The 18865-nt window shown below is 61.3% G+C and carries 17 protein-coding genes; 7 read left to right on the top strand and 10 right to left on the bottom strand.

The window, feature by feature from the left end; translation table 11 throughout:
• Positions 1-3: 3 nt before the first annotated feature.
• The 7 genes from V1278_RS27250 to V1278_RS27220 form a co-directional block, all read right to left on the bottom strand.
• Complete coding sequence (locus tag V1278_RS27250; RefSeq protein ID WP_442893725.1) at positions 4-615, bottom strand: hypothetical protein; 612 nt, start codon at positions 613-615, stop codon at positions 4-6.
• On the bottom strand, positions 612-1460 hold the full coding sequence (locus tag V1278_RS27245) for an ABC transporter permease (protein ID WP_334382833.1): 849 nt from the start codon (positions 1458-1460) through the stop codon (positions 612-614). The genes V1278_RS27250 and V1278_RS27245 overlap by 4 nt, the downstream gene beginning before the upstream one ends.
• Entirely contained in the window at positions 1457-2206 is a 750-nt protein-coding gene (locus V1278_RS27240; protein ID WP_334369242.1) for an ABC transporter ATP-binding protein, read from the bottom strand. The genes V1278_RS27245 and V1278_RS27240 overlap by 4 nt, the downstream gene beginning before the upstream one ends.
• 68 nt (positions 2207-2274) lie before the next feature.
• Positions 2275-3279, bottom strand: a complete 1005-nt coding sequence (locus tag V1278_RS27235) for a YVTN family beta-propeller repeat protein (RefSeq protein ID WP_442893726.1) — start codon at positions 3277-3279, stop codon at positions 2275-2277.
• On the bottom strand, positions 3264-4445 hold the full coding sequence (locus V1278_RS27230) for an ABC transporter substrate-binding protein (RefSeq protein ID WP_334382832.1): 1182 nt from the start codon (positions 4443-4445) through the stop codon (positions 3264-3266). The genes V1278_RS27235 and V1278_RS27230 overlap by 16 nt, the downstream gene beginning before the upstream one ends.
• 112 nt (positions 4446-4557) lie before the next feature.
• Positions 4558-5403, bottom strand: a complete 846-nt coding sequence (gene fghA / locus V1278_RS27225; protein WP_334382831.1) for an S-formylglutathione hydrolase — start codon at positions 5401-5403, stop codon at positions 4558-4560.
• Positions 5400-6056 (bottom strand): response regulator transcription factor, encoded by a 657-nt coding sequence (locus V1278_RS27220; protein ID WP_334382830.1) that lies wholly within the window; start codon positions 6054-6056, stop codon positions 5400-5402. Before V1278_RS27220 ends, fghA begins: the two co-directional genes overlap by 4 nt.
• A gap of 186 nt (positions 6057-6242) precedes the next feature.
• Between V1278_RS27220 and V1278_RS27215 the strand changes: the two genes are divergently transcribed.
• The gene (locus V1278_RS27215; protein ID WP_334382829.1) at positions 6243-7592 is read left to right on the top strand and encodes a histidine kinase; all 1350 of its coding nucleotides are present in this window, start codon (positions 6243-6245) and stop codon (positions 7590-7592) included.
• 408 nt (positions 7593-8000) lie between these two features.
• Complete coding sequence (locus tag V1278_RS27210; protein ID WP_334382828.1) at positions 8001-10202, top strand: TonB-dependent receptor; 2202 nt, start codon at positions 8001-8003, stop codon at positions 10200-10202.
• 74 nt (positions 10203-10276) lie between these two features.
• Here V1278_RS27210 and V1278_RS27205 read toward each other — a convergent pair whose 3' ends face one another.
• Positions 10277-11245 (bottom strand): helix-turn-helix domain-containing protein, encoded by a 969-nt coding sequence (locus tag V1278_RS27205; protein ID WP_057847777.1) that lies wholly within the window; start codon positions 11243-11245, stop codon positions 10277-10279.
• A gap of 412 nt (positions 11246-11657) precedes the next feature.
• On the opposite strand from V1278_RS27205, the gene xoxF5 reads away from it, so the two are divergent.
• The 5 genes from xoxF5 (at position 11658) to V1278_RS27180 (ending at position 17477) form a co-directional block, all read left to right on the top strand.
• Positions 11658-13460: a lanthanide-dependent methanol dehydrogenase XoxF5 gene (gene xoxF5, locus V1278_RS27200; protein ID WP_334382827.1), complete on the top strand. Its 1803-nt coding sequence runs from the start codon at positions 11658-11660 to the stop codon at positions 13458-13460.
• Between the two features lie 114 nt (positions 13461-13574).
• Positions 13575-14036: a c-type cytochrome, methanol metabolism-related gene (locus tag V1278_RS27195; protein WP_334384269.1), complete on the top strand. Its 462-nt coding sequence runs from the start codon at positions 13575-13577 to the stop codon at positions 14034-14036.
• A 97-nt stretch (positions 14037-14133) separates the two neighbouring features.
• Positions 14134-15240, top strand: coding sequence for an S-(hydroxymethyl)glutathione dehydrogenase/class III alcohol dehydrogenase (locus V1278_RS27190; protein ID WP_065748431.1), 1107 nt, complete (start codon positions 14134-14136; stop codon positions 15238-15240).
• A 34-nt stretch (positions 15241-15274) separates the two neighbouring features.
• On the top strand, positions 15275-15844 hold the full coding sequence (gene gfa, locus V1278_RS27185) for an S-(hydroxymethyl)glutathione synthase (protein ID WP_334382826.1): 570 nt from the start codon (positions 15275-15277) through the stop codon (positions 15842-15844).
• Between the two features lie 436 nt (positions 15845-16280).
• A complete protein-coding gene (locus tag V1278_RS27180; protein WP_334382825.1) occupies positions 16281-17477 on the top strand; it encodes a fumarylacetoacetate hydrolase family protein in 1197 nt (398 codons plus the stop codon).
• A gap of 15 nt (positions 17478-17492) precedes the next feature.
• Here V1278_RS27180 and V1278_RS27175 read toward each other — a convergent pair whose 3' ends face one another.
• Both V1278_RS27175 and V1278_RS37045 read right to left on the bottom strand, forming a co-directional pair.
• Positions 17493-17843, bottom strand: coding sequence for a hypothetical protein (locus tag V1278_RS27175; protein WP_334382824.1), 351 nt, complete (start codon positions 17841-17843; stop codon positions 17493-17495).
• A gap of 225 nt (positions 17844-18068) precedes the next feature.
• The gene (locus tag V1278_RS37045) at positions 18069-18755 is read right to left on the bottom strand and encodes a cytochrome c oxidase assembly protein (protein ID WP_442893727.1); all 687 of its coding nucleotides are present in this window, start codon (positions 18753-18755) and stop codon (positions 18069-18071) included.
• Positions 18756-18865: the final 110 nt, after the last annotated feature.

The raw sequence follows: 18865 nt of genomic DNA, 5'->3' as shown, positions 1-18865 counted from the left end.
CGACTACTCGATCTCCTGCTGTATCGTCCGCCCGAGGGCGAACAGCCGCTGGTCGATCGCCGTCGGGACCTCGCAGACGAATTTGATGACGTTCCGCCGGTCTTCGAAGATGCGCGTTTGCCAGACGAGCTGATTGCCGAGCTCGTCGATCTTCGCCTGGTCGGGCGGCGTTTCGCCCTGCAGCGTCTGCAAGGCCAGCGTGTCGGCGCGGATCTTATCTGCCGCTTCGCGCTGTTTGCGGGTGACGCGCTCCAAGCCGTTCATAACCTGGGAGCGTTGGGCATTGAGGGATTCGAACAGGCCGGCAAACAGCAGTTTCCCGCTTGCGGTCTTGTCGGCTGCACCGTTCAGATATTCCGTGATTGCCTTTTGCGCCTCCTCGAGCGGGGTCCGCCTCGCCGCGAGCTTCGCAACCAGCGCGCTGACCTTGGCATCGTCCTTCCACTTGCCGGAGACGTCGTCGAGCGGCGGGCCTGCCCAAACCGCGGCGACGGATATCTCGGGCACCTTGGCCTGCGTGCACGGCCAGTTCGGATAGCGCGGATCGGCGGCATGGCCGTGTCCGCTCATGGCCGTAATGGCGAGGAGCATGGCGATCGCGATCCGGTATTTCATGTCTCGCCTCCGGCCGGGCCGCGGCGGATCAGGCCGCGCGATGGATCGTAGGCGAGGATGGCGCCGATCATGAAGGCGATCGTGCAGCCTCCGACCACCGCGAGCGCGATCCAGTTCATTTGCCCATACAGCGCAAAACGAATCAGCTCCACGGCATGCGTGAACGGATTGAACAGGCAGACATAGTAGAGCATCGGGCTGCTCTCCAGGATGCGCCACAGCGGATAGAGCGCCGAGGAAGCAAAGAACATCGGAAAGATGACAAAGTTCATCACGCCCGCAAAGTTCTCGAGCTGTTTGATGCCGGACGAGATCAGCATGCCCAACGCGCCGAGCATCAGGCCTGAGAGGACCAGCGCCGGCAGCACCGTAAGATAGCCCGCCGGAGGCGCTGCGATATCCCAGAACCAGGCGATCAGCAGGAAGGCATAGACCTGAAGCAGCGAGACCGCGGTTCCCGCCAGAAGCTTGCAGGACAGGAGGAACCATCGCGGCAGCGGGCTCACCAGCAAGGTCCGCATATTGCCCATTTCGCGGTCGTAGACCATGGAAAGCGAGGACTGCATGCCGTTGAAGAGCTGGATCATCGCCATCAGCCCGGGCGCGATATAGACCTCGTAAAGAATGTAGGTCTCATATGGGGGGATGATGGAGAGGCCGAGCACCTGACGGAAGCCGGCGGCGAAGATGAAAAGCCACACCAGGGGCCGCACCAGCGCCGAGATGAAGCGTTCGCGCTGGTGCAGGAAGCGAAGCGCCTCGCGCCACACAATGCCGTTCAGGCAGATCAGATATTCGGCCGCCGAGAAGCCGCGCTGGATTGGCGTCATGGCTGCCGATGTCATGACGTTGAACTCCCGCTCTGAGCGGTGGAGCCGGTCAGCCGCATGAACGCCGTGTTGATATCGCTGCCGCCCGCATCGGCGATGACCCGCGCCACTTTGCCCTGGGCCAATACGCGGCCCTGATGCAGCACGACGAGATCGTCGTTCGAACCGATCTCGTCGAACAGATGTGTCGCCCAAAGCACGCTTATTCCCTGTTCGGCAACGAGCTGCCGAACGTGGTTGAGGATGTCGGCGCGCGCCTTGACGTCGAGGCCGACGGTTGCCTCGTCGAGCAGGAGCAGGCGCGGGCGATGCAGCAGCGCCCGCGCGATTTCCAATCGTCGCATCTGACCGCCGGAGAGATCGCGCACCTTGCTGCCGGCGCGGTCGGCAAGGCCGATGCGCGCCAGCACCTCACCGCTGCGCGCGCGGGCATCGCGCCTGCCGATGCCGTGCAAGGCGGCGTGATAAAGCAGATTCTGCGTCACCGAGAGGTCGAGATCGAGCGTGCGGGGCTGAAACACCACGCCGAGCAGCCGCAAGGCTTCGCCGGGTGTCTGCGCGACGTCATGGCCGAAAATCCCGATACGTCCGTGCTGGATTCCGAACAGCCGCGTGATCAGCGAGAACAGGGTGCTCTTGCCGGCGCCGTTCAGGCCGAGCAACGCGGTGAAACTTGCCGGCGCGACGGAAAAGCCGATCTCGATCAGCGCGCGCCGGGTGCCATAGGCATGGCTGACGCCTTCGATCGACAGCGCAGGCATCTCCACGGCATCGGGCCGGGGAGGGAAGCCTTGCGTGCTCTGACCGGCGGAAAAGGCGTCAGTGGCCGTCATGGTTGTGCAATCGTCATACCCCAGGGCAGCTCGCCGACCTGGATCGTCTTGATGACCTTTTGGGCTGCGACATCGATCACCGAGACGTCGTTCGATACGCCATTGGTGGTCAGTAGATATTTCTCGTCGGGCGTGAATGCGAGGTGCCAGACACGCTGGCCCACCAGTAGATATTTGGTGACCTTGTGGCTAACGGCGTCGACGACGGCGACGCGATTGGCCGGGCCGAGTGCGACGAAAGCGGTCTTGCCGTCCTTGGTCATGCCGATGCCGACCGGCTGGATGGCTTCGCTTCGCAGGCCGGGAATTTCGAACGAAATCTTTTTCGTCACCTCCCGCTTGGCCGGGTCGATCACCGAAACGGTACCGCCGATCTCCGACGATACCCACACCTCGGAATTGTCACGTTTGAACTCGGCGAAGCGCGGGCGCGCATCGACCAGAACGTTGGCGACGATCTCGCGCGTCGTGGTGTCGATGAAATGCGCCATGTTGGTCGTCTCGGACGTATTGATCAGGATTTTGCCGTCCGGGCTGATCGCCATGCCCTCCGGTTCTACGCCGACCTGGATCTCGCCGAGACGGGCGCGCTTCTCGACGTCGATGATGGTCACCGTATTGTCGTTCTCATTGGCGACATAGAGAATCTTGCCATCGGCATCCAAGGCGAACAGCTCGGGGTCCGGGCCGGAGGGCAGGGAATCGACGACTTCCTGCTTCGCAACGTCGATGACCTGAATGCTGTCATCGTCGCCGACCGCGACGAACACAAACTTGCCGTCCCTGGTGAACTCGATGCCGCGTGGCCGCTGGCCGACCTTGATGGTCTTGGTGACGGTCCAACTGTTCGTATCGATCACCGATACGGTGTTGCTCTTCTCGTTGGACACATAGGCGATGAAGGCCGATGCAGGCGTCGCCGCCGCGAGCCAGGCAGCCACCCCAAAAAACAGGCAATGACGCCACATATGCAATCCATCCTCCTTCAATTCAGCTTGCATTTGGTTTCCGGCCGATCGACGCCAAGCGTGTCGAGCTCCGACACCTGATGCAGGAATCCCTCCTGCGGAGAAACCGAGACCACCATGCGTCCATCGACCAAAAGGATCGGCTGGCGAAGCTGCAAATTCCAGTCCCGCAGCGTCAACCGCCGGCCTTTGAACGCAGCAACGGAAAAGTCTTTCCCTCTAAGAAAATCCGACACCACCTTTGGGTCGCCGGACTTCGTGCGCGACGCAGCTTCACCGATCATGCGTGCTGCCGTCCAGGCCTGCATGTCCAATGCGGTCATCTGTCGCGAGTTCAGTTTGGCGAACCGGTTCTGAATCTGGATCGCGCCCCACTGATCCTGCGCGGCGTGCCAGCTGGTCGGAACGAGGCCCGCCGAGCCGGCAACCGGGCGCGGATCCCAGGTGCGGTAGGGTAGGTAGGACGCGAACACCTCGCTTTCGTCGGCTGCCACGAGGACGTCATAGGCCGGTGCTTGCTGGGTGAATACCGGAATTTGCCGCTGGATCAGGGTGACGCCACTGTCTGTGCGGCGCGCGCCGCCGGTATCGTCAAAGGTTCGCTCCTGAACGATCTTGGCGCCAAAGCGCGTGGCCGCGCGCCGCAGTGCGTCGGCGTAGAGCTTGTCCTGATCATGCGAGCCGACCACGAGCAACCAGCGCTTCCATTGCTTCCACACCAGATATTGCGCGAGCGCATCCGCAAGCATCGAGCGCGTCGGCGCGACATGGATCACGTTGGCGCGGCAATCCTGCTCGCGCAGGCGGTCGTCGATTGCTCCGGCATTCAACAGCAACGTCCCACGTTCGCGAAGCGCGTTGGCGGCCTTCAGCAAGTCGTCTGCCGGAAGGTCGGCAATGATGAAGCCGGTGCGCTCGGCAAGCGCCGCGGCAGTCTTCGCGACGTCCTCATCGTCCTTGAGTCGGACCTCTTCCAGCGTGAAGCGCTGATTGAGGAACTTACCCGTGGTGTTGTTGTCCTCGATGGCAAGGCGTGCGCCGGCAAGCCCATCATTCTCCGCCGGCAGTTCGACGAGGGACAATTTCGTCTTGATGCCGGCTCGGCCAAGATAGCCGACGCCGATCTCGATGGGGGCGGCCGCGAGCACCGAGGTAGCTGCAATGATCAAGCCGATCGCAGCGACCAAGCATCGGATCATGGCTTCTCCCTGACAGGTCTTCTCGACTTGGTATGGAAGACCTTTGGCTTTGAACCATGACCGAATTGTCTGGGCTTGCAACTCAATTCTGTTGCGCCGACTTCGCGTCGTGTCAGCCCTTCAGGCGTGCGGCGTGCCAACGCAGATGATCGGCCATGAATGTGGAGATGAAGTAGTAGCTGTGGTCGTAGCCAGGCTGTCGGCGCAAGGTGAGGGGGATTTTGGCTCTCTCGCAGGTGCCTTGCAGCAGCTCCGGGCGGAGCTGTTCAGTCAGAAACTGATCGGCATCGCCATAGTCGACCAGCAGATCGGGTAATCTGGCGCCGTCCTCGATCAGGGCAACCGCATCGTGCTTGCGCCATGCTTGCCGGTCGCTACCGAGATAACCGCCGAGCGCCTTGATGCCCCATGGCACCTGTGAGGGAGCGACAATCGGCGCAAAGGCACTGGCAGCGCGGTAGCGGCCGGGATGGCGCAGGGCGATCGTCAGTGCGCCGTGGCCGCCCATGGAATGGCCAAGAATGGATTGCCGGCTTGCATCGACAGGAAAGCTTTCGGCGACCAGTTTGGGCAGTTCCTCCGTGACATAGCTCCACATGCGGTAATTGCGGGCGAACGGCTCCTGCGTCGCATCGACATAGAAGCCGGCGCCAAGCCCGAAATCGTAGGCATTGGCCGGATCGCCCGGCACGCCTTCGCCGCGCGGGCTGGTGTCGGGCGCAACGAAGATCAGGCCGAGTTCGGCGCAGGCGCTGCGGAATTCGCCCTTTTCCGTCACGTTGGCGTGGGTGCAGGTCAGTCCTGAGAGATACCAGACGACCGGCAGCTTGGTGCCCGCGGCGTGCGGAGGCACATACACCGAGAACGTCATGTCGGTCCGGGTTTCGCGGCTGGCGTGCCGGTAGACGCCTTGCGTTCCGCCATATGCCTTGTTCAGTGAAACCGTCTGCATGCTCATGGCCTTGCTACTCCGGCGCTGTGCGGCAGGCTTACGCCAATGCCACTTTCGATTGCCAGCCGCACCAGTTCGGCGGAAGTTCGCACGCCGAGCTTTTGGCGCATGATCGAGGATGTGTTGGCAACGGTTTTGTACGAGGAATGAACCAGCCAAGCGATCTCGGAAAGACTCTTGCCCGCGCTGAGCAGGCGCAGGATCTCCATCTCCCGCGAGGTGAGTTTTGCAAGCGGACTGCGAGCGAAAGCGGGTCCGGCGAATGCGATGCTCCGCGCGATTGCGAAGGGCAGGTAGACCCCGCCCTTGCCGACTTCACGGATGGCCTCGACCAGATCCTGCGGATCGCCCGTTTTCGCGACATAGCCTTTGGCGCCGATCTCGATGGCACGCGCGGCGAAGACAGGATCGTCGTTCATGCTGAACATGATGATTCGTGCCGACGCAGTTCGCGCAAGAATGCGCCGCGCCAGTTCAAACCCCGAGACGGTCGGAAGGTTGATATCGATCACGCAGATGTCGGGACGTTCGGCGACGAATACGCGTTCGCCGCTCTCCGCGTCGGCGGCCTCCAACAGCACGACCTCCGGTTCGTCGGCAAACACGGTGCGGCAGCCCGAAGCAACGATGGGATGATCGTCGACGATCAGTACTCGCATGGCATCGATCCCCGATAGCTGCTTCGATTGCGTTGCTGCATCGCGTCAAGCTGCATAGACATCGGCGCGAGCCCGGTCATGCAACGCCGACACGATTGCTGTACGCTTCAATCTGATCGTCGGTTTTTCGACTGTCAACGGTCCTCTCGACGGGGAACGGATTGCGACGCGATTGGGGCAAACCTCATGTGGCAAAAATTATCGTTGCGCGGGCGGATCAATTTGCTGCTGGCGCTGGGGCTCACGCTTGGCCTGGCGATCAATATCGCGCGGCTGGTGGTCGAAGCGGCGCCCCGTGTCCGGGCCGAAGATCAAAGCGTCATCCGGCTGGCACGCGAATTCGTGGAGACGATCGTTCCCGGCCTGAACGAGGCGGCAGATCCGGAGGCGCGGCTGAACCAGATCGTCCACGACCTCAGCAGGCTCCGTCACGTCAGTATCACACGGCAAGGCGATGCGACCGTGGCCGAGCGCTCGGGCGATGGCGGCGACGAACGATCGCCGCCGGCATGGTTCATCGCGCTCGTGCATCCGGAAACGACCACCGTAAGCGTACCGATCACGATCCACGGAAAGCCGCAGTCGCTCCTGATAACCTCGCATCCAAACGACGAAATGGCCGAAATCTGGGACGGAATCGTCACCCAGCTGGCGGTTAGTTCCGCGCTCGCCATCGCGCTCTTTCTGGTTACGATAGTCGTGGTTGGCCGCGCGCTGGCGCCGCTGCAGGCGCTTTCGCAGACCATGGCAAACATCGAGGCCGGGCACTATGGATCACGCGTCGAGCCCGGCGGCACGCCCGAACTGGCGGCGATCTGTGCCAAGCTGAACCACCTCGCGGGCGCCCTTGGCGAAGCTGTCGAGGACAAGCGGCGGCTCGCCGAGCGCACGGTCTCGCTGCAGGATATGGAACGCAAGGAGATTGCGCGCGAGCTGCATGACGAGTTTGGGCCCTATCTCTTTACGCTGCGTGCCCACGCCGGCGCCCTGATGCGGCTAGCGGAAGACGGGCGCGCGCCGAGCGCGGATGCGTTACGCAAGCATGGCACCGCAATCATGGAGCAGATCAACGCGCTCCAGCAGTTCAACCGCAGGATACTGGAAAAGCTGAGGCCCGTTGGGCTTGCAGAGCTTGGATTGCGCGAGGCGCTCGGCGTGCTCTTGCGTTTGTGGCGTGAATCCCGTCCCGACGTAACCATCGACGCGAACATCGCCTGCGCTCCAGGCGAGACCGGAGAAGTCGCGGACTTGACGATCTATCGTACCGTCCAGGAAGCCCTGACGAATGCCTTCCGCCACGCTGAGGCGACCGTCGTCAGCGTCACGGTGGAACACGCTGCAGGAATGCAGGGAAATCGCGCCTGCGCCTTGGTGCGCGTCAGCGACAACGGCCGCGGTTTGGCGCCGGATCACAAGCTCGGTTTCGGCTTGATCGGCATGCGCGAGAGAATACTGGCGCTGGGCGGTACGCTGAATGTCGTCTCCGGCAACGAGGGCCTCACGGTAGAGGCGGTCGTCCCCCACGGATCGCACTGAGGCGGCGAAGCGATGGGCGGGAATTTTTCCCGGTTTCCTCGGGAAGGAGGGCATTTAGGAAGCCCGACCTTTTGCGGCTAGCGCGTGTCGATGTCTTCTCACTAGTATCGTCCGCATCGAACCGGCATCGCCAATGCGCCGGAATGTAGTGGGGGTGGGGACATGGACGTACGCGTACTGGTGATCGGGACAATCTCACTGTGCCTGGTTCCCGGGATCGACCGTGCCGAGGCCCAAACCGCATCTGGCGAGAGTGAGGTCTTGCCCGCCATCGAGGTAGTCGCCCCGCCGACATCAGCCAGACCAGTGGCCAGACCAGCCCGCGGCGGTACCGCACCTCGAGCCACCCGAAATGTGCGCAGGGTCTATGTTTACCCGACCGCGCCGACGCCGACGGCGCGATCGGGAATGGATGTCGATAAGGTACCGGCAGCGATCAATGCGGTTGGAGCCGGGCAGATTGCGCGCACGGGCTCGCTGAACGTTGCAGATGCACTACAGCAACAGGTGCCGGGTATCATCATCAGTGATACGACCGGAAATCCCTTTATGCCCGACGTACAATTTCGAGGTTTCGTTGCATCTCCGGTCTCAGGGACTCCCCAGGGATTGGCGGTTTACCAGAACGGGATGCGCATCAACGAAGCATTCGGCGACACCGTCCATTGGGACTTGATCCCGACCGCCGCAATCAGGTCGGTCACCGTCGTAACCAACAACCCCGCGTTCGGCCTCAACGCGCTTGGCGGAGCTGTCAACGTACTGATGAAGGATGGCTTCAATTATCAAGGCGCTGAAATCAATACGATGGGCGGATCTTTCGGACGGATCCAGAGCTCGGCACAGTATGGCAAGCAGATCGACAATTTTTCCGTCTATGGCGCGCTCGAGGGCGTGCGTGACAATGGCTATCGCAATTTTTCGGAGTCGGCGATTCGCCGGTTTTACGGTGACGTCGGCTACCGGACCGACAGCAGCGAATTTCACCTCAACGTGGGCGTCGCCAAGAACAATTTCGGCGCGGCGGCGGCCGTTCCGGTCGAACTGCTCCAGAGATATTGGGGGGCGACCTATACGACGCCGCAGACTACCGACAACCGCGTTGCCTACGCCAATCTGACCGGAAAGGTCGAGGTGACGCCGACCTGGACGATCGAAGGCTCGGCGCGCGTCCGGGCATTCCGGCAGAAGACGGTGGACGGAAACCCGACCGAGACGGCGCCGTGTGACGCCGATCCAATGCTGCTTTGCTTCAACGAGGACAACACCACGCCGGGAGCGCCGGCGAACGGCCTCAACGGAGTCCAGCTTGCAAATCCATTCCCCGCTGACTCGGTACTGGGCCAGATCGACCGTACAACGACCCGTTCGACGACGACTGGCGCGACCCTGCAGGCCACCAACACCGACCAGTTGTTCGGACATAACAACCAGTTCATGGTTGGCGCCAGTTTCGACTCCGGCGTTACCCGCTTCGGGGCCAGCGCGGAACTGGGCACGATCGGCTCGAACTACGTCGTCAGCGGCAGCGGCCTATTTCTCGGGCGGTCTGGCGAGCCTGTATCCATCGGCCCGGTCTCGCTCCGCGCCACCAACCGATACACCGGCCTCTATGCGCTCGACACATTCGATGTGACAGACGCGTTTTCCATCTCGGGCGGCGGTCGATTTAACTATGCAAACATCGTCCTTCAGGATCTGATCGGCACTGACCTCAACGGCCATCACACGTTCAGTCGCTTCAATCCGATGATCGGCGGCACGTACAAGATCACCCCGGGCCTGACGGCCTATGCGGGATATTCCGAAGCCAATCGCGCGCCGACGCCGCTGGAACTCGCATGCGCCGACCCTGCGCGCCCCTGTATCGCTGCGGCATTTCTGATCGCGGACCCGCCGCTGAAACAGGTCGTCTCTCGCACCATAGAGGCAGGTTTCCGCGGAACGAAGGAGCTGAATATCGGAACACTTGGGTGGAAAGTCGGCGCGTTCCGCGCCACCAATGCCGATGACATCCTGGCGATTCCGAGCCCGGAGTTACAGGGATTTGGCTATTTCCAGAACGTAGGCCGGACACGCCGCCAGGGTATCGAGGCTCAGGTCAATCTGACGTCGAAGACGCTGCAACTTTATGCCAGCTATGCCCTCGTGGATGCGCGCTTCCTCGATCCCCTGACGCTCAACTCCCACAGCCCGTTCGCCGATGCCGACGGGAATATCCAGGTTCTGCCGGGCAATCGCATTCCGGCGATACCACGCAACCGGGTCAAGGTTGGCATCGACTATTTGGTCACGGACGCCTTCAAGGTCGGTGGCGATGCATTGTTCGTCGGCAGCCAGTATTTTGTCGGCGATGAATCCAATCAGGCAGCCCGGCTGCCAGGGTATTCCGTTTTCAACGTGCACGCCTCGTATCAGATCAACAAGACGTTCCAGCTCTATGCCCGCGTCGACAACATCTTGGACCACCGCTATGCGGTTTACGGGACGTTCTTCGAGACCGGTGATGTGCCCAATTTCACCAACGGCGGCCAGGAATTTACCGATGCCCGCTCGGTCAGTCCGGCCCGGCCGCGCGCCTTTTACGCGGGCCTGAAGGCAACCTTCTAGAGAGCGGGAGGCGCAAAGGCGGCTCAGCGAAGATGCGCGGCTGTTCAGCTTGCCGCGCCACCGGGATGTTCTCGTCAGGAAACATCCGGCGACGGATCGACGCAGTGCGCCTTGTGGATCGCGGACGGAACGAAGCCAAAATGCTTCCGGAACACACGGCTGAAGTGCGACGAACTCGAAAAGCCCCACGAAAATGCGACATCGGTGATCGTCTTGCCGTGTTGGGTCTCCAGCTCCTGCCGGCAGTGCAGCAGTCTCGCCCGCCAGATGTAATCGCTGACGGTCATGCCCTTGTCGCTGAACAGCATGTGCAGATAGCGCTTGGTGCAGCCCAATGCCGCGGAGATCTGGTCGATGCAAAGATCCGGGTCGCGCAAATGTTCGCGGATGAAGGCTTGCGCGCGAATGTACATCGCTTCGGGACCGACGCGATCGAACATCGTGTCGGCCTCGCGCAGCGGTAACAGCAAGAGATCGATGAGCGAATCGGCGACGCCGATGGCGTTGTGAGGCGACAGTCGCTTTGCTTCATCAAACGCGGTGTGCACGAAGTCATAGGCGATGCGGCCGGTGCCGTTTCGCGCGGAGAGCTTGCAAGGCAACATCTTCGCCGTGCGGAAGCCGCGCTCGTGGAGCAGCTCCTTCGGGACAATCACGACCTCGTGCCGGGTCAATGAGGGGCTCACGATCGTGTGCGGACAGGAGACGTCATAGGCAAGACAATCGCCGGGCATGATGTCGATGCGGCGGCCGTTCTGTTCGAAATGCGAGATGCCGTAGGTCTGGAACAGTATCTTGACGTAGGGATGTTCGCTCAGCTTTGTGCCCGAGATCGTATGCGCGATACGATGCTGGCTCGCCTCGATCTGACAGAGTTTGAGCTGCGAGACGGTCGTGTAATTTATCCGTCCCTCCAGCGAGGAACCTTCCAGCGGATCGACATCAAACTGGCCGCATAGATCGGTCAGTGCGTCTGACCAAGTTTGGATCTGCTTCTTCGGCGCCAACCCGGAAGTGCTGAGTGAACGAACTGTATCAGGCATTGCCCAGCCACCGATTTGAGAACAGACTGCTACCTCCGCCGAGGCGTCGGTCAGATGGTCGCGACATTTGGCCCCAATTTAGGCAGTCGTCAGGAAGCGCGCAGATTCTTCCCAATATCCCTTTGACAATCCTCCAACTTAGTTTCGGCGGCGTCAAGGAAAACCTAGACCGAGAGTCGCGCAGGAAAGGCCGTGGGAACACGCCCACGGCATGATGCTTCGCAGCATCACGAGAGCCGAAACAGCGCGTCCAGCGCGAAATTAAAAAATTCAGTTGGGTTTCGCTATTGAGCAAACCCGCTTCGCTCTTGGGCAAGTTTCCCATCTCCGGGCGGGATAGGAATAGGGACCAATAATGGAAGAATGGGCCGTTTCGGCGGAAACCCAAAACTCGTATCCTGGAGGAAACACTATGCGCAAGGTGCTATCCGCAGCCTGTCTTGGCGCTATGGCGACATTCGTTGTCGGCGTCGCATACGCCAACGAAGAACTGATCAAGATGTCGCAGAACCCAAAGGACTGGGTGCAGCCGGCCGGCGACTACGCCAACACACGTTACTCGAAGCTTAACCAGATCAACGCATCCAACGTCGGCAAGCTTCAGGTCGCCTGGACCTTCTCGACCGGCGTGCTGCGCGGCCACGAAGGCGGCCCGCTCATCATCGGCAACATGATGTACGTCCATACGCCGTTCCCGAACAAGGTCTATGCTCTTGACCTTTCGCAGGACAACAAGATCGTCTGGAAGTACGAGCCGAAGCAGGATCCGAACGTCATTCCGGTGATGTGCTGCGACACGGTGAATCGCGGCGTGGCCTATGGCGACGGCAAGATCTTCCTGCATCAGGCCGACACCACCTTGGTCGCCCTCGATGCCAAGACCGGGCAGGTCGCTTGGAGCGTCAAGAATGGAGATCCGGGTAAAGGCGCTACCGGTACCTCCTCGCCGCTGGTCGTCAAGGACAAGGTTCTGATCGGCATTTCAGGCGGCGAGTTTGGCGTGCAGTGTCACGTCACGGCCTATGACCTCAAGAGCGGCAAGCAGGTATGGCGCGCCTTCTCTGAGGGGCCGGACGATCAGATCATGTTCGATGAGAAGACCACCGAGCACGGCAAGCCGGTCGGCAAGGACTCGAGCATCAAGACCTGGCAGGGCGATCAGTGGAAGATCGGCGGCGGCTGCACATGGGGCTGGATGTCCTATGACCCCAGTCTGAACCTCGTTTATTACGGCTCGGGCAACCCCTCGACCTGGAACCCGAAGCAGCGTCCGGGCGACAACAAATGGTCGATGACCGTTTTCGCCCGCAATGCAGATACCGGCGTTGCGCGCTGGGTCTATCAGATGACGCCCCATGACGAGTGGGACTATGACGGCGTCAACGAAATGATTCTCAGCGACCAGAACGTCAACGGCCAGGAGCGCAAGCTGCTGACCCATTTCGATCGCAACGGTTTGGCTTACACGATGGACCGCGCCACCGGCGAACTTCTGGTCGCCGAAAAGTACGATCCGAAAGTGAACTGGACCACCGGCGTCGACATGAACAAGAGCTCGCCGACTTATGGTCGTCCCAAGGTCGTCGATCAGTTCTCGACGGAGAAGGGCGGCGAGGACAAGAACACCAAGGGTATCTGCCCGGCCGCGCTCGGCACCAAGGACCAGCAGCCGGCAGCCTATTCGCCCGATACCCAACTGTTCTATGTCCCGACCAACCACGTCTGCATGGACTATGAGCCGTTCAAGGTGAGCTACACCGCGGGTCAGCCCTATGTCGGTGCGACGCTCTCGATGTATCCGCCTCAAGGCGAAAGCCATATGGGCAACTTCATCGCCTGGGACAACAAGACCGGCAAGATCGTCTGGTCGAACAAAGAGCAGTTCTCGGTGTGGTCGGGCGCGCTCGCGACGGCTGGCGGCGTGGTGTTCTACGGAACGCTCGAAGGCAATCTGAAAGCAGTCGATGCCAAGACCGGCAAAGAACTTTACAAGTTCAAGACCCCGTCCGGCATCATCGGCAACATCAACACCTATGAGCAGGGCGGCAGGCAGTATGTGGCCGTGCTGTCCGGCGTCGGCGGCTGGGCGGGTATCGGCCTTGCCGCAGGTCTGACCGATCCGACTGCGGGTCTCGGTGCCGTCGGTGGCTATGCCGCGCTGAGCAACTATACCGCGCTCGGTGGCACACTCACCGTGTTCGCGCTGCCGCAGTAAAGCAGGACCACCACGTCCGGCGCGTGGCTCGTTCCACGCGCCGGTTGGTCTGCATCTGATATCAAGGATGAACACTTGCGTAAAATCTGGTTGATTGCGGCCACTCTCACGCTGGTGGCGCCGGGAACGATTGCCTTCGCTGCGGATGATGCTGCTGCGGTCAAGACCGAGGACGGCAAATATTTCGACAAGGAGGGAAACCCGACCTACAAAGTCGGGGCCGATGGCACGGTCGATTGGTATACCTACTCCGGATACCGTCGCTATCATTCCGAATGCCACGTCTGCCATGGCCCTGACGGGATGGGATCGACCTATGCGCCGGCGTTACAGGATTCGCTGAAGACGATGAGCTATGGCGACTTCGTCGCAGTCGTCGCGAGCGGCCGCAAGAACGGCAACTCCGTCATGCCAGCCCTCGGCGACAACCCCAATGTCGCCTGCTACATGGACGACCTTTATGTGTATCTGCGTGCCCGCGCCCATGACGCCGTCGGGCGCGTCCGCCCTGCCAGGAAGGAAGACAAGCCCGACGCGTACACCGAGACGGAAAAGTCCTGCATGGGAAGCAAGTGATCATGCCGAACATGCGAGGTTCATGTCCTGGTACGTCCGCGCAGCAATTTGAAAAGCAAATGTGGAGCTTAAGATAAAAGCAAATGTGGAGCTTAAGATGAAGACCCGCGCCGCTGTCGCGTTCGAAGCCAAAAAGCCTCTTGAAATCGTCGAGGTCGATCTGGAAGGCCCGAAGGCCGGTGAAGTCCTCGTTGAGATAAAGGCGACCGGAATCTGCCACACCGATGCCTACACGCTCGACGGATTCGACAGCGAAGGAATCTTTCCTTCGATACTCGGTCATGAGGGCGCAGGCATCGTCCGCGAAGTCGGGCCGGGCGTGACGTCGGTCAAGGCCGGCGATCACGTGATTCCGCTCTACACGCCGGAATGTCGCCAGTGCAAAAGCTGCCTGAGCGGTAAGACCAATCTTTGTACTGCCATTCGCGCCACCCAGGGTAAGGGGCTGATGCCTGACGGCACCTCGCGCTTCAGCTATCAGGGCAAGCCGATCTTCCATTACATGGGCTGCTCGACGTTTTCGAACTTTACCGTGCTGCCGGAAATCGCGGTGGCAAAGATCCGCGAGGACGCGCCCTTCGACAAGAGCTGCTACATCGGTTGCGGGGTGACGACGGGCGTTGGCGCCGTGGTTAATACCGCCAAAGTGACACCGGGCGCCAACGTCGTCGTTTTCGGTCTCGGCGGCATCGGCCTCAACGTCATCCAGGGCGCGAAGATGGTAGGCGCCGACAAGATCGTCGGCGTCGACATCAACGATTCCAAGGAGGACTGGGGCCGCCGTTTCGGCATGACGCATTTCGTCAACCCGACCAAGGTCAGTGACATCGTCCAGCATCTGGTCGGGCTCACCGACGGCGGCGCCGATTACACCTTCGATTGCACCGGCAACACCACCGTGATGCGGCAGGCGCTCGAAGCGTGCCATCGCGGCTGGGGCGTCTCGGTCGTGATCGGGGTCGCTGAGTCCGGCAAGGAGATCGCCACCCGGCCATTCCAGCTCGTGACCGGCCGTGTCTGGAAAGGCACGGCCTTTGGCGGCGCGCGCGGCCGCACGGACGTGCCGAAAATCGTCGACTGGTACATGAACGGAAAGATCGAGATCGATCCGATGATCACGCATGTCCTCAAGCTTGAGGAGATCAACAAGGGATTCGACCTCATGCACGAAGGCAAGTCGATCCGTTCGGTTGTCGTATTCTGAATCGGGGAACTTCAAGCACAAGGAGGATAGGCCTATGACTGTTCATATCCACCCATCGATTGACAGCGGCGTAAAGCAGGGGACTGGCAACTTCGCCGGCGGCACCCTGGTCTGCAAATGCCAAGACAAGCCGGTCAAGGTCGCCATCAAGGGCGACGTGGCCCACAACCACGCCTGCGGCTGTACCAAATGCTGGAAGCCCGAAGGGGCGATCTTCTCCGTCGTCGCCGTCGTCCCGCGCGACAATGTGAAGGTAGTTGAGAACGGCGACAAGCTGCAGATCGTCGACCAGGCGGCGGCAATTCAGCGTTACGCCTGCAAGGCCTGCGGTACGCATATGTACGGCCGGATCGAGAACACGGGGCATCCGTTCTACGGGCTCGACTTCATCCATCCCGAACTGTTCCAGGAAGGCGGATGGGCAGCTCCTGGGTTTGCCGCGTTCGTGTCGTCCGTGCTGGAGTCCGGTGTTCAGCCGAGTGAGATGGATGGCATCAGGGCTCGGCTGAAGGAACTCGGACTGGAGCCATATGATTGTCTGTCGCCGCCCTTGATGGATGCGATCTCGAGCCACGTAGCCAAGTCCAAGGCCAGGGCTGCTTGAACAAGGCAGCTTGAACAGGGCGGCCTGGAGCGGGCGCAAGCCTGAGCTCGCGCGATACCAAAGTTGCGCTGATGGCGGTCGCCGTCGGCGCAACCGCGCTCTGAGAGTACGGCGAGGCGGTCCTATGCCTTTCCGTTGGGCCGACAGGTGAGCAGGCCTGCCGGCCTCCAGTCGTTCGGCAATCGGGCTGGCGGTGAGTGCCGCGCCTAATTCCCAGACATCGAAGTCTTCGCGCAGTCGCCATGCGACATGGTTGTTGCACGGCGTGCAATCGGCGGCACTTGACCGATCGTCTGATTTTGCATGCTGCGGTGCGGTGGCCCGTCATGGCGGCCGGGATGCTGGAGACGGACAATCCCCGGGAGGTGTTGACCCATTGAGCGGTTCCCTTCTAAGGACGGTGCTGACCGCATAATTGCTCGCGAGGATTCCCACGATGCCAATCGTCACAGACGCCGCCTTCATTCTGCCCGACGATTTCGCCGGTGCCGCGCTGATGGGGCGCGTCTGGCGTCCCGATCTTGCCGGCCCGTCGGTGGTCGCGATCCGCCAGGACGGCGTGTTCGACATCACCGAGGACTTCCCCACCGCCAGCGAGCTTGCCGCTGCTGCCGATCCGGCCGGGGCGCTGCGCGCCGCGCGTGGCGAGCGCCTTGGCGTACTGCAGGATCTCCTAGACAACACGCCGCCCGACACCCGCGATCCGACCAGGCCATGGCTGCTCGCCCCGATCGATTTGCAGGTGATCAAGGCTGCCGGCGTCACGTTCGCCGTGTCGATGCTGGAGCGAGTGATCGAGGAGCGGGCACGCGGCAATCCGGATTCGGCCGAGGCGATCCGGGCCGAGGTGACGCGGATCGTCGGCACCGACCTGTCGCAACTGAAGCCGGGCTCGGCCGAAGCGCAGCATGTGAAGGACGTGCTGGTTTCCCAGAACGCCTGGAGCCAGTATCTCGAGGTCGGCATCGGGCCAGACGCCGAGGTGTTTACCAAGGCGCCCGTGCTGTCGGCGGTCGGTACATGCGTGGATGCGGGCCTGCATCCGAAATCGACCTGGAATAATCCGGAGCCGGAGGTCGTGCTGGTGGTGGCGAGCGATGGGCGCATCGTTGGCGCCACGCTCGGCAACGATGTCAATCTGCGCGACTTCGAGGGGCGTTCGGCGCTGCTCCTGTCCAAGGCAAAGGACAACAACGCCTCCTGCGCCATCGGGCCGTTCGTGCGGTTCTTCGACGCGAGCTTCACGCTCGATGACGTGCGGAGAATGGAAATTTCGCTGGAGGTGAAGGGGCCAGAAGGCTTCGTCCTGCACGGCGCATCCTCGCTGACTCAGATCAGCCGCGACCCGGCCGACATCGTCGGGCAGACGATTAACGAGAACCATCAATATCCCGACGGCTTTGTGCTGTTCCTCGGCACGATGTTCGCGCCGATCCAGGATCGTGCCGCGAAGGGACAGGGGTTCACGCATGTCGAAGGCGATTTGGTGACGGTCGCCACGCCGAAACTAGGCCGGCTGACCAACCGGATGCGTCACAGCGGCGATTGCGAGCCCTGGCAGTTCGGCTTGGCCGATCTCTTCGCCGCATTGATGCGCCGTAAGGGCGCCGCCCGAAGCAGCAATAGCAGATAGAAACGGGCTGGGAATCTATGCGCAAGTGGGCAGGAAGATAGTCGGCAGGATCGTCCACGCGATCCCAAGAAGCGAAAGCAGGATCAGAAGGTGTGATACGCCACGCAGGAACCGAGAGCTGCCGAGACTCTGGCTAGGCCGGGTATTACCGCGATGGAGCGTCCATGCCGTCAGGAGGAGGGCGGTTAAAGCTGCGGCAGTGGCAAGAGTAATCGTCCAGGCCATCATGGTAGCCGCTGCGGCCACTGGTCCAATGCAGATCAGCGCTTCGGTGGCGTAGACGGTAGTCAGATGCAGAAACCAGATAAGGGGCGGAGCAAGCACCTGCAGAAGAGTGCCAAGGGATGGCTTGATAGTGTCGCTCATCCTGCAAGCCTCGGAAATCCGTGCACGAGGAGAAGCCCCAGCAGGCCGGGATTGCGCATTCCGAATGTAAGAATGGCGTTGTCAGCGCGAAGTGGCCCCGACTTGCCGCAACGCTGTAAAGACCGGACCATGCGAAGAGAAAGCCGCCGAGCACGGTTGCGATCAGGCCATAGAGAATGAAACGGATGGTTCGTATCAGGCGTGGGCGTGAAACAAGGGGCATCGCTAGCGGCCGATGGGGAGCCTGCCGTCCGGCATGGGAGCCGCGGATACTTCCGCGCGTGTTATTAACTGCACGGTGATGATCACGGCCGCGACCAGATAGCTGAGTGGACAGGCTGTGATCATGAGCAGGCCGGCTAGATGTTGATCCTCCAGCGCGTGATGCAATGAGACATGTCCAGGAGCGTCAGCAAGATGGCCTGAGAACCTATAGAGTGTTCTCGGCGCGAAGATGAGCAGCGCCGCAAGCAGACATGTCAGCTTTCCAGTAAGCAGAAGCGCTGGAATTGTCTGCCACCGCGACGCGGCGGAAGTGGTCAGCAGGGACAACCAGAAGAAGAGCGCAGCCAGCAATAGAGCTGCGTGGAACGTCAAACCAGCCGCCGCAGACCGGAGGAGAAGGTCATGGACCGCGGGGGAATGCCTCGTCCAGAGCAGAACAATCTGAAGGAAAGTCGCGGTCCAAAGCCAGATCGGTCGGGTGCCGCCGATAGCCGGCGGGTAACGATCAACGCGGCGACTGAGGGCGCGATGATATTCATCGATGCGATATGCAGCACCATATGGGTCGAGAAATGACTGAGATCGTAAGCCAAAAGCACCGCCGCCCCAGTCAAGAGAACGGCAGTAGCGCTCGCGATGGCGGGACTGGTCATCCGGACGTTCAACGGCCTGGCTTATCGCCCTCAACGGGCTTCAAACCATCAAGTCCAAGTTCCCAAAGATGTTCCCCCATCGCGCGGCGCCGCTTGGCGCAGCAGCACCACTAAAGGAACTTACGGAACAAAACGGAATTGAGA

The sequence above is a fragment of the Bradyrhizobium sp. AZCC 1577 genome, from assembly GCF_036924575.1.
Classification (GTDB): Bacteria; Pseudomonadota; Alphaproteobacteria; order Rhizobiales; family Xanthobacteraceae; genus Bradyrhizobium.
This window is presented reverse-complemented; position numbering and strand designations above follow the sequence as displayed.

What these genes read in the sequence shown, in the direction of transcription:
- V1278_RS27250 (WP_442893725.1), bottom strand. Translation starts at nt 615, where the DNA reads ATGAAATACCGGATCGCGATCGCCATGCTCCTCGCCATTACGGCCATG.
- V1278_RS27245 (WP_334382833.1), bottom strand. Translation starts at nt 1,460, where the DNA reads ATGACATCGGCAGCCATGACGCCAATCCAGCGCGGCTTCTCGGCGGCC.
- V1278_RS27240 (WP_334369242.1), bottom strand. Translation starts at nt 2,206, where the DNA reads ATGCCTGCGCTGTCGATCGAAGGCGTCAGCCATGCCTATGGCACCCGG.
- V1278_RS27235 (WP_442893726.1), bottom strand. Translation starts at nt 3,279, where the DNA reads ATGCAAGCTGAATTGAAGGAGGATGGATTGCATATGTGGCGTCATTGC.
- V1278_RS27230 (WP_334382832.1), bottom strand. Translation starts at nt 4,445, where the DNA reads ATGATCCGATGCTTGGTCGCTGCGATCGGCTTGATCATTGCAGCTACC.
- fghA (WP_334382831.1), bottom strand. Translation starts at nt 5,403, where the DNA reads ATGAGCATGCAGACGGTTTCACTGAACAAGGCATATGGCGGAACGCAA.
- V1278_RS27220 (WP_334382830.1), bottom strand. Translation starts at nt 6,056, where the DNA reads ATGCGAGTACTGATCGTCGACGATCATCCCATCGTTGCTTCGGGCTGC.
- V1278_RS27215 (WP_334382829.1), top strand. Translation starts at nt 6,243, where the DNA reads ATGTGGCAAAAATTATCGTTGCGCGGGCGGATCAATTTGCTGCTGGCG.
- V1278_RS27210 (WP_334382828.1), top strand. Translation starts at nt 8,001, where the DNA reads ATGGATGTCGATAAGGTACCGGCAGCGATCAATGCGGTTGGAGCCGGG.
- V1278_RS27205 (WP_057847777.1), bottom strand. Translation starts at nt 11,245, where the DNA reads ATGCCTGATACAGTTCGTTCACTCAGCACTTCCGGGTTGGCGCCGAAG.
- xoxF5 (WP_334382827.1), top strand. Translation starts at nt 11,658, where the DNA reads ATGCGCAAGGTGCTATCCGCAGCCTGTCTTGGCGCTATGGCGACATTC.
- V1278_RS27190 (WP_065748431.1), top strand. Translation starts at nt 14,134, where the DNA reads ATGAAGACCCGCGCCGCTGTCGCGTTCGAAGCCAAAAAGCCTCTTGAA.
- gfa (WP_334382826.1), top strand. Translation starts at nt 15,275, where the DNA reads ATGACTGTTCATATCCACCCATCGATTGACAGCGGCGTAAAGCAGGGG.
- V1278_RS27180 (WP_334382825.1), top strand. Translation starts at nt 16,281, where the DNA reads ATGCCAATCGTCACAGACGCCGCCTTCATTCTGCCCGACGATTTCGCC.
- V1278_RS27175 (WP_334382824.1), bottom strand. Translation starts at nt 17,843, where the DNA reads ATGAGCGACACTATCAAGCCATCCCTTGGCACTCTTCTGCAGGTGCTT.